A 9617-nucleotide genomic window follows, 5' to 3' on the forward strand; every position below is an offset into this window, starting at 1 on the left:
CGCATACCCACTCACCTGAGTGAATATTGCTGTTTTCCCCTGTGGTTGGTCACAACCTGCCTCTCCCGGCTCATCAAAGCTGCAGGTCGGCAGAAATGCATCATCCCATTCAGTCACGCGCCGGCGCCCCCAGCGGGAAGTAGTGCCGAAATGGTCTGGCCTCGTCCACCACCCGCACGATGGAGGGATGATTGAGCAGGCGGGCGCGATAGGCACGCAGGCGGTCATAGCCAGCGGGGATCTCGTGGGCCCAATCGGCGTAGAAGAGCGAGGGGGCGGCGGCGCAATCGGCCAGCGTGAAGTCTGCGCCGGCAATCCAGTGGCGCCCTTCCAGCCGCTGATCGAGCCAGGGGTAGATCTGATCGAGCAGCTCGCGGGCCTCCACTACGCCATAGCGGTCACGATCTGTGACCGGACGCAGCGCATCCAGCACCACTTTTTGCATCGGCGTCATCACATAGTTGTCGAACACGCGATCCAGCATATGCACCTCAAGACCCGCATCGCCAGGCGGGATCAGGCAGACGGGGCCCGGGTGGTGCGCCTGCAGATGCGCGACTATGGTGCTGCTCTCGAGGATGCAGCGACCGTCATCGAGCAGCACCGGGAAGCGCTTGAGCGGCCAGAGAGCGGCAAGTTCGGCGTTGGCCGCCGGCTCTTCCAGATTCCGGTACTCGAACGGGGTGGCATTCTCGTAGAGGGCGATCAGCACCTTCTGGCTGTAGGATGAGAAAGGGTGGGCATAGAGTTTCATTAGGACAATCCTCGCACGCTGATGGATGACTTCCCTAGTCTAGATCCCCTCTTCACCTTCGCTGCAGCGCGGATCCCTTGCTGGTTTTTGGATGATAAATGCACATTCATGACGACAATCACACCCGTATGGCTCTCCTTTAGGTAGGGTGATCCCGCCTGTGGCCGCCAAGCCGAGGCAGCCGACTCATCAGGGTTGATGAGCGGCACCACAACAAAAATCGATGTCAGGCCAAGCTGAACATCATCAAGGATCCCGTCATGAATCAATCATTGCCGCTGTTGACACCGCTGCGGGGCATCGCTGCCCTGATGGTGGTGCTGTTCCATGCCCGCTTGCTGCTCTTTCCCCAGTGGATGGAGTCGATCGCCGGCCACACCCAACTCATCGAGAACGGCTACCTCTGGGTCGATCTCTTCTTTATTTTGAGCGGGCTGGTGCTGGCCCATGTCTATGGGGAGGCCTTCGCCCGCACGTCCCGCACCATAAGTTATGGCCGCTTCCTCTGGCTGCGACTGACCCGGGTGTATCCCCTCTACCTGGTGACTCTTCTACTGCTGGTGGGCTGGGAGCTCTACAAGGCCCGCCATGGGATTGGCTTCTACGCCGGCCCCCTGTTCAAGATGTGGGAGTGGGAAGGGATGCCTCCTTTCGGCTCCCCCTTTACCCCGGCCGAGGCGCTGCCAAGCAGCCTGTTGCTGCTGCAGGTGGTTACCGATCACGGATTGACCTGGAACTTCGCCGCCTAGTCGCTGAGCGTGGAGTGGATTAGCTATCTACTGTTTCCGCTGCTCATTCCCCTCGCCGTCACCCGCAGCCGCTGGAGCAACCTCGCCCCTCTGCTGGCCCTGACGGTGCTGGCCTTTATCGTGCACAGCCGGGGTACCCTGGATGTCACCAGCGGGGCGCTGGCCATCGGGCGCGGGGTGAGTGAATTCGTGCTCGGCCTCTGGCTGCTGCCGAAGGTCAAGGCTGCCCGCCAGTGGCCCATGATGCAGCGGGATCTGCCGCTGCTGCTCGCCTTTCTGCTCCCCTTCGCGCTGATGCAGTTCACCATGACGCCGCAGCTGACCCTGCTGCTGATCAGCGCCTACGTGTTGCTGATCTGGATTGCCGCCTGCCAGGGCGATCGCCAGAGCCCGCTGCTGCGCCTGCTGGATAACCGCTTCACCAACTGGCTGGGGGATCTCTCCTACTCCATCTACCTGCTTCACGCCCTGGTGCTGCTCACCGGCTGCGAGCTCATCCACTATCTGGCGCCGGGGCTCACCGCGTGGTGGTATGCCCAGACAAACCCCTTGCTGGGGGTGCTGGCCACCTTGTTGATGCTGGCAACGCTGATCGGTCTCTCGGCACTCAGCTACACCCTGCTGGAGCGGCCGCTGCAACGGCGCTTGCGCCGGCTCGGCAAGGCTCGCCAGCCGGTGATGGAGCAAGCCGGTTAAGTTCCCCACCAAAGATGGCCCCGATGGCAGCACGGCTTGCCTTCGGGGCTACCTTGGGGAGAGCCTTGTCAGCGACATGGCGAGGGCGGATCCCTTTATCTAAACCCGCCAATTCCCTGTGCTTTGTGTGAATTCCAGTTCGAACCAGAGCGGCCATTTGTGGCATAATGGCCCGTCCTGTGGCCCTTGGCGGGGCTGCGCCGGCGCATCTGTCGCCTCTCCTCCCCCGTCCTGCCAGGCTGTCTTGCACGGCAAGCCTTGCATCGCTGCGCTCAAAGCCAGCCTGTGCCACCCGAATTTCGCGCGCATGCGCACCCATTTGACGGCTCCGCAGAGCCGCTGCACTTTATTTTGTTTGTACACGCACGTTTGCACACACAAGGGGAAAGTATGTCTTCCATTCGTCTGACCCAATACAGCCACGGCGCTGGCTGCGGCTGCAAAATCTCTCCCAAGGTGCTCGACACCATTCTCAAGAGCCAGATCCCGGGCTTTGACGACCCGACCCTGGTGGTCGGCAACAGCAGCAAGGATGACGCGGCCGTGGTCGATATCGGCAACGGTCAGGGTATCGTCTCCACCACCGACTTCTTCATGCCCATCGTCGATGATCCCTTCACCTTCGGCCGCATCGCCGCCACCAACGCCATCAGCGACATCTACGCCATGGGCGGCAAACCCATCGTCGCCATCGCCATCCTCGGCTGGCCCATCAACACCCTGGCGCCGGAAGTGGCCCAACAGGTAATCGACGGCGGCCGCCAGGTGTGCCACGAAGCAGGTATTTCTCTGGCCGGCGGCCACAGCATCGATGCCCCCGAGCCCATCTTCGGCCTCGCGGTGACCGGTATCGTGCCGCTCAATGCCATCAAGCAGAACGACACTGCCAAGGTGGGTGACACCCTCTATCTGACCAAGCCCCTTGGCATCGGCATCCTCACCACTGCCCAGAAGAAGGGCAAGCTCAAACCCGAGCACGAGCAACTGGCCCCCAACGCCATGTGCACCCTCAACAAGATTGGCCAGCGCTTTGCCGAACTGCCCGGCGTACACGCCATGACCGACGTGACCGGCTTTGGTCTGGCTGGCCATCTGCTGGAGATGTGTGAAGGCTCTGGCGTCAGTGCCCGTCTGGACTTCAAGGCGCTACCGCTGCTGGACGAGGTGGATTACTACCTGAGCGAGGGCTGCGTACCGGGCGGTACCCTGCGCAACTTCGACTCCTATGGCGCCAAGCTGGACGCCATGGACGATCGCACCCGCAACATCCTGTGCGATCCGCAGACCAGCGGCGGCCTGCTGGTAGCCGTCGGTAAAGAAAGCGAAGCCGAGCTCCTCGCCATTGCCGCACAGGCAGGGCTGACCCTTTCCCCCATCGGCCAACTGCAGGCCCAAACCGGCAACCAGTTCATCGAGGTTGTCCAATGAGTGCTCTGCCACTGGCCACGGATTACGCCCGGATTTTTCTGGATGACGTTCCGCTCATCGACCTGCGCGCCCCCATCGAGTTCAAGGAGGGGGCCTTCCCCTGCTCGACCAATCTGCCCTTGATGACGGATGATGAGCGGGCCCAGGTTGGTACCTGCTTCAAGCAGCAGGGTCAGGCGGCCGCCATCGCGCTGGGTCATCAACTGGTCGGTGGCGCGGTGCGGGCCGAACGCCTCGAGGGCTGGCTGGCCCAGTTGCGCCGGCAGCCGGATGCCGTGCTCTACTGCTTTCGCGGCGGTCTGCGCTCGCAAACGGTGCAGCAGTGGCTGCATGAGGCGGGAGTCACCCGTCCGCGGGTGGCCGGTGGCTACAAGGATCTGCGTCGCTTCCTCATCGACACGCTCGACGGGGCGGCAGCCGAGTGCCACTGGAGCGTGCTGACGGGCATGACCGGCTCCGGCAAGACCCACATGCTGGCCAAGGTGGCCCAGGCGCTGGATCTGGAGGGGCACGCCCACCACAGGGGGTCGTCCTTTGGCCAGCTGCCCGGCGGCCAGCCCAGCAACATCAACTTTGAAAACAACATGGCCATCGAGCTGCTCAAACGTAGGCAGCAGGGGGAGCAGCGTTTCGTGGTAGAAGACGAAAGCCGCCTCATCGGCCGCTGCTGCCTGCCCAATTCGCTGTTTGACACCATGAGCCAGGCCCCGCTGGTGGTGGTCGAGGTGCCGCAAGAGGAGCGCGCCGAGCAGATCCGCCAGGACTATGTACACGATCTCTGGCTGCGTTATGAGGAGCGTTTCGGCGCCGAAGAGGGCTGGCCGCTGTTTGCTGCCTACCTCACCGACGCCCTGGCCAGACTCAAGCGCCGGCTCGGTGATCAGGCCCATCGCGAGCTGGATCAGTTGATGCAAGTGGCCCTCGAAGAGCAAGGCCGCAGTGGCCACACCGAGCTGCACCTGGCCTGGATCACCCTGCTGCTGACCCGCTACTACGACCCCATGTATCTCTACCAGCTTGGCAACAAGCGCGAGCGCGTCATCTTCCAGGGTGACAAACAGGCCTGCCTCGACTTCTTTGCCCAGCAGCGCGCCTGATCTTCACCGTACAAGAGGACCCCATATGTTGAAATTCGAGGTGATCCCGGTCACCCAGTTTGCCCAGAACTGCTCCCTCATCTGGTGCGATGAAACCCATCAGGCCGCCCTCATCGATCCAGGTGGAGAAGCGGACAAGCTGCTGGCCGCCATCGCCAAACGGGGGCTGACCCTGACCCACATTCTGCTGACCCACGGTCATCTGGATCACGTGGGCGCTGCCGCCGAACTGCGCGACAGAACCGGCGTCACCATCACAGGCCCTCACAGGGAAGATGCCTTCTGGCTCGACATGCTGCCCCAGCAGAGCCAGATGTTCGGCTTTGCCCATACTCCTGCCTTTACACCGGATAGCTGGCTCGAACAGGGTGACAAGGTGCAGGTTGGCAAGTGCGAGCTGGAGGTCTACTTCTGCCCAGGTCACACCCCGGGCCATGTGGTGCTGCTCAGCCAGGCCGAGCAACTCGCCTGGGTGGGCGATGTGCTGTTTGCCGGCAGCATAGGTCGGACCGACTTCCCGCGCGGGGATCACGGGACGCTGATCAAGTCGATCACCGAGACCCTGCTGCCCCTTGGCGATGACATCGTCTTCATTCCGGGGCACGGCCCCAGCTCGACGTTCGGTCGCGAGAAGGCAAGCAATCCCTATCTGACGCAACCTATCTGGTGATCTCCCGCTCCTCGCGGGTGTCCCATTGGCTCTTGAGGTGCAAGATCTCCGGCATGATCTCGAGAAAACGTGCGAGCAGCCGGGGATCGAAGTGCTGGCCGGCACCGTCACGCAGCGTGGCCAGCACCTGCTCCAGCGGCCAGGGCTCCTTGTAAGGACGACGCACGCTCAGGGCATCAAACACATCGGCGATGGCCACGATCCGCGACGCCTCGGGGATCCCTTCACCAGTCTCCCCTGCGGGGTAACCCGAGCCATCCCACTTCTCGTGGTGATGCAGGGCTATCTCCGCCGCCATCCGAAAGATGGGGGCGTCTGAACGGCTCAAGATCTCGTAGCCGATGCGCGGGTGGGTGCGCATGATGACCCACTCCTCTTCGGTGAGAGGACCTGGCTTCTTGAGGATGTGATCGGGGATCCCTATCTTGCCCATGTCGTGCATGGGGGCCGCCAGCTCCAGCAGCTCCGACTGCTCCGGACTCCAGCCCGCCGCACAGGCCAGTGCGCGAGCGTAGGAAGCCATGCGCCAGATATGTACCCCGGTGTCGGTGTCATTGTAGTGACCCGCCTCGCTCAGCATCACGATGGCGGTGCGGTAGCTGTGCTCGAGCTGATCGAGTCGCACCAGAGAGAGGTGGTTGCGCACCCGGGCGCGCACCGTGCTCGGACAGACCGGCTTGTAGATGTAATCCACCCCGCCCGCCTCGAACCCCTGGCTCTCGCTGTCTGCGTTGTCGCTCGCCGTGATAAACAGCACCGGGATCCCGGCGTGGGCCGGATCGGCCTTGAGCCGGCGGCACACCTCGTAGCCATCCATGTCAGGCATGCGCACGTCAAGCAGGATCAGGGCGGGCTCGTGGCGCGCCACGGCGGCCAGCCCCTCCTCTCCTCCCTTGGCGAAGAAGAGGTTGTACTCCTCCTTGAGGATTTGTCGCAGCAGTCCGAGATTGCTCGGCTCGTCGTCGATGATCAGCACACGCGGTCGATTCATGATCCAGGAGCCTCCCGATTTTCCAGATAATCCTCCAGTTTGCCGGTCGCAAGCTGGATATCGAACAGCTCCAGGGCCGCACTGATCTCGCTCACCAGCTCAATAGGCAAGTGACGCTTGGCCTGATCAAGCGCCGGTTCGATCAGTTCCAGATCCTCGCTCCTGAGGGCTTCACGCAGAGCATGCAGACACACCTCCTGCGCCTCCCCCTGCGCCAGCGGGGAGCTGATTGCCCCCGGCTCGCGCCCGGCATAGATGTCGATGGCCTGCTGCGCCCGCTCCAGCGCCTCTAGCAAGGGGGCAATGAGCTGACTGGTGTCCCCCCCCCTGCTCGATAGCCTCGTTCAGTTCTGCGCTGATGCGCGCCACATCGGTGAGCGACAGGCTGCCCGCCACCCCCTTGAGCTTGTGGGTCAAGCTCGCGGCCGCGTCTGTCTCGTGCTGGGCGATGTAACCCGGCAGCACGGTACCGACCGTCATGTAGTCATCGCGAAAACGCCGCAGGTACTTGAGATAGACCGACTCCTCGCCCCAGTTGCGCAGGCCGGTATCGATATCGATGCCGGCCACCGGCTCCTGGGTTGGCAGCGTGTCGCTGACAGTGAGCGGCACCACACTGTCTGGCAGGTAGCGCAGCAAGGTCGCGATGAGCTGCTCCACGTCGAGGGGCTTGGCGATAAAATCGTTCATGCCAGAGGCCAGTGCCGCCTCACGCTGATCCTTGAACACCCCGGCGGTGAGCGCCAGCACGGGGGTATCCTCCCGTCCCGGCAACTGGCGCAGACGACGGGTCGCCTCGTAGCCATCCATCACCGGCATCTGCACATCCATGAGCACCAGATCGATACGTCGTGCCGGATCGGCAAGAGCGACCAGAGCCTGCTCCCCGTCGATGGCAGTGATCACCTCGGCCCCCTCCCGCTGCAGCAAGCGGGTTGCCACCTCCAGGTTGATGTCGCTGTCATCGACCAGCAGTATGTGCACGTCCGGCAGACGCTGATGGCGCTGACCGCTCTCCAGCGGTTCCACATGTTCGCGCTTCTCGTGGATGAGGCGCGCCACCGCATTGTAGAGACTGGAGCCGGTGACCGGCTTGTGCAGCACCAGATCCACCTGCTCCGAGCCGGGGCGGCGCATCAGCTCTTCCTGGGAATAGGCGGTCGCCATGATGATGATGGGCGAGCGATCCTGCTGCTCGAAGGCACGGCGAATGGCCACGCAGGTCTCGAGCCCGTCCATGCCCGGCATCATCCAGTCGAGCAGGATCACGTCGAAACGCTCCCCCTGGCGCAGCAGATGGTGCAGGGCCTGCTCGCCCGACTCCACCACCCGTGACTGCCAGCCGAGGGAGCCCACCGTCATCGACAGGGTGTCGCGGGTCACTTGGTTGTCGTCGGCGATAAGCAGCGAGACATGCTGTAGTCGCTCATGGAACACTTCCGGTCGCTCTACCTGAGCCAGCCGGACACGGAACCAGAATTCGCTCCCCTTGCCCAGTTCGCTGGTGACACCGATGTCGCCCCCCATCAGGCTCACCAGACGGCGGCTGATGGTCAGGCCAAGCCCGGTTCCGCCAAACCGGCGGCTGGTGGAGGAGTCGGCCTGGGAGAAGGCATTGAAGATGTTGGCCTGCTGCTCGGGTGGAATGCCGATCCCGGTGTCACGGACCCGAAACAGCAAGGTGGCGGTGCCATCTTGCTCGGCTTCCAGCTCGACCTTGACCTCCACCTCACCACGCTCGGTGAACTTGATGGCGTTGCCGGTCAGGTTGAGCAACACCTGTTCGAGGCGCAGGGCATCCCCAATCAGGTGGGTGGCCCGCTCGGGGGCACTGCTCACCACCAGCTCGAGGTGTTTTTCGCCCACGCAGGTGGACATGATGGCCGCCACGTGATCGAGCACCTCTTCCAGACTGAATGGCACCTGCTCGAGCTCGAGCCGGCCCGACTCAATCTTGGAAAAATCGAGAATGTCGTTGATGATCCCGAGCAGTGCCTGCCCGGCCTGGTGGATCTTGCGCACCAGGGCCCGCTGGCCATCGTCGAGCCCTCCCTGCTCGAGCAGGTAGGTCAGCCCCATGATGGCGTTCATGGGGGTACGGATCTCGTGGCTCATGTTGGCGATGAAATCCCCTTTGACCCGCGCGAGCCTGGCCGCCTCCTGCTGCGCCAGCTGCTCCCGATGCCGGCTGTGTACCAGCGAGGCCACCCCGGCACCGAACAGCAGCAGCAAGGTGGCGCAGCTGGCCGAGATGAGCCCCCAGATGTGAGTGCGAATAGCCAGCAGCTCGCTGCGTGGCACCATGGAGGCGGCCTTCCAGATCAGCTGATCGTGATTGAGTGCCGGGTACAGGGTGGTCCAGCTCCACAGCCCGTCGGCCAGTTCAACCTGGCCGCTCGACGCGCCCCAGAATGCCTGCCAGGCCCGGGGAGAAGATTGCTTCAAGGTGAGATCCGGGCGCTCGAGCATGAAACCCCACTCTTGTGCCGGATCCGGGCTGCGCAGCCAATAACCGTCCTGGTTGAGCAGCATGGTGTGATCGGCGGCCTTGCCACTGCTGTTGGTGAACTCCTTGAGCATACGAGCGGCCTGCACGTTGATGAGCAGCAAGCCCAGATCGCGGCCCCCCAGACGCAGCCGCTTGGCGATGCGGATCATGGGATTGAAGGGGCGATCGATCACCCCGTGTTCGACGTTGAGGTCGAGCGGCGAGACGTAAACCCGCTCCCAGGGCAGCGCCATGGCATCGCGAAAATAGTAACGCTCCCGCTTGTTTTGCAGCTGGTCGTCGGCCACACGCTGCAGATGCAGACCCTGACGATCGATGCGCACCCGCTCCATGCCGTCCGGCGCCAACCAGCGCACCTGGGCATAGTCGGGATTGCGATTCATCAGAACGGTGAACTGGGCAGCAATGCTGTCACGTTCGCCGCGCCCCGCAGCCTCGAGCAGAATGGGCTCTTCAGACATGCTGCGCACATGGCGCAGCGGCACCGCCAGCTCGTCATCGAGACGGCTGCTGGCCAGAGCCAGGAAGGTGCTCTCATCACTACGTAGACGGTAGAGCTCGCGCTCGACCAGTGCGTCACCCAGCAGATACCCCCCCACCAGGACCAGCACCAGAATGGGTGAGAACAGCAGGAAATATCCCCGTATGATTCCCTTCATGACGGTCAACATCACCCCGTATATGGACTTGTTCGAGTACTTTATATGTGTCAGAGCACCACAA

General features: G+C 63.0%; 5 protein-coding genes and 2 pseudogenes. 4 read left to right on the top strand and 3 right to left on the bottom strand.

Annotated elements, in window-relative coordinates; all coding sequences use genetic code 11:
- Positions 1-109 precede the first annotated feature (109 nt).
- Positions 110-754 carry a glutathione S-transferase family protein gene (locus tag CAK78_RS04975; protein WP_094696567.1) on the bottom strand — a complete coding sequence of 215 codons (645 nt, stop codon included), beginning with the start codon at positions 752-754 and terminating at the stop codon, positions 110-112.
- A 260-nt stretch (positions 755-1014) separates the two neighbouring features.
- Between CAK78_RS04975 and CAK78_RS04980 the strand changes: the two are divergent.
- The 4 genes and pseudogenes from CAK78_RS04980 (at position 1015) to CAK78_RS04995 (ending at position 5394) form a co-directional block, all read left to right on the top strand.
- Positions 1015-2199: pseudogene (locus tag CAK78_RS04980) on the top strand (acyltransferase family protein).
- 390 nt (positions 2200-2589) lie between these two features.
- The gene (gene selD, locus CAK78_RS04985; protein ID WP_017764469.1) at positions 2590-3627 is read left to right on the top strand and encodes a selenide, water dikinase SelD; all 1038 of its coding nucleotides are present in this window, start codon (positions 2590-2592) and stop codon (positions 3625-3627) included.
- Positions 3624-4724: a tRNA 2-selenouridine(34) synthase MnmH gene (gene mnmH, locus CAK78_RS04990; protein WP_017784306.1), complete on the top strand. Its 1101-nt coding sequence runs from the start codon at positions 3624-3626 to the stop codon at positions 4722-4724. Before selD ends, mnmH begins: the two co-directional genes overlap by 4 nt.
- A gap of 25 nt (positions 4725-4749) precedes the next feature.
- Positions 4750-5394: an MBL fold metallo-hydrolase gene (locus CAK78_RS04995; protein WP_005300995.1), complete on the top strand. Its 645-nt coding sequence runs from the start codon at positions 4750-4752 to the stop codon at positions 5392-5394.
- Here CAK78_RS04995 and CAK78_RS05000 read toward each other — a convergent pair.
- Positions 5384-6385, bottom strand: a complete 1002-nt coding sequence (locus tag CAK78_RS05000) for a response regulator (RefSeq protein WP_094696568.1) — start codon at positions 6383-6385, stop codon at positions 5384-5386. The two genes, CAK78_RS04995 and CAK78_RS05000, sit on opposite strands and share 11 nt — an antisense overlap.
- Positions 6382-9553: pseudogene (locus CAK78_RS05005) on the bottom strand (response regulator). Before CAK78_RS05005 ends, CAK78_RS05000 begins: the two are co-directional and overlap by 4 nt.
- Positions 9554-9617 lie beyond the last annotated feature (64 nt).

Source organism: Aeromonas sp. A35_P (genome assembly GCF_002259925.1).
GTDB lineage: Bacteria > Pseudomonadota > Gammaproteobacteria > Enterobacterales > Aeromonadaceae > Aeromonas > Aeromonas dhakensis.

Excerpts from the sequence above, each read along its gene's own strand:
- CAK78_RS04975 (WP_094696567.1), bottom strand. The coding sequence starts at position 754 with ATGAAACTCTATGCCCACCCTTTCTCATCCTACAGCCAGAAGGTGCTG.
- selD (WP_017764469.1), top strand. The coding sequence starts at position 2,590 with ATGTCTTCCATTCGTCTGACCCAATACAGCCACGGCGCTGGCTGCGGC.
- mnmH (WP_017784306.1), top strand. The coding sequence starts at position 3,624 with ATGAGTGCTCTGCCACTGGCCACGGATTACGCCCGGATTTTTCTGGAT.
- CAK78_RS04995 (WP_005300995.1), top strand. The coding sequence starts at position 4,750 with ATGTTGAAATTCGAGGTGATCCCGGTCACCCAGTTTGCCCAGAACTGC.
- CAK78_RS05000 (WP_094696568.1), bottom strand. The coding sequence starts at position 6,385 with ATGAATCGACCGCGTGTGCTGATCATCGACGACGAGCCGAGCAATCTC.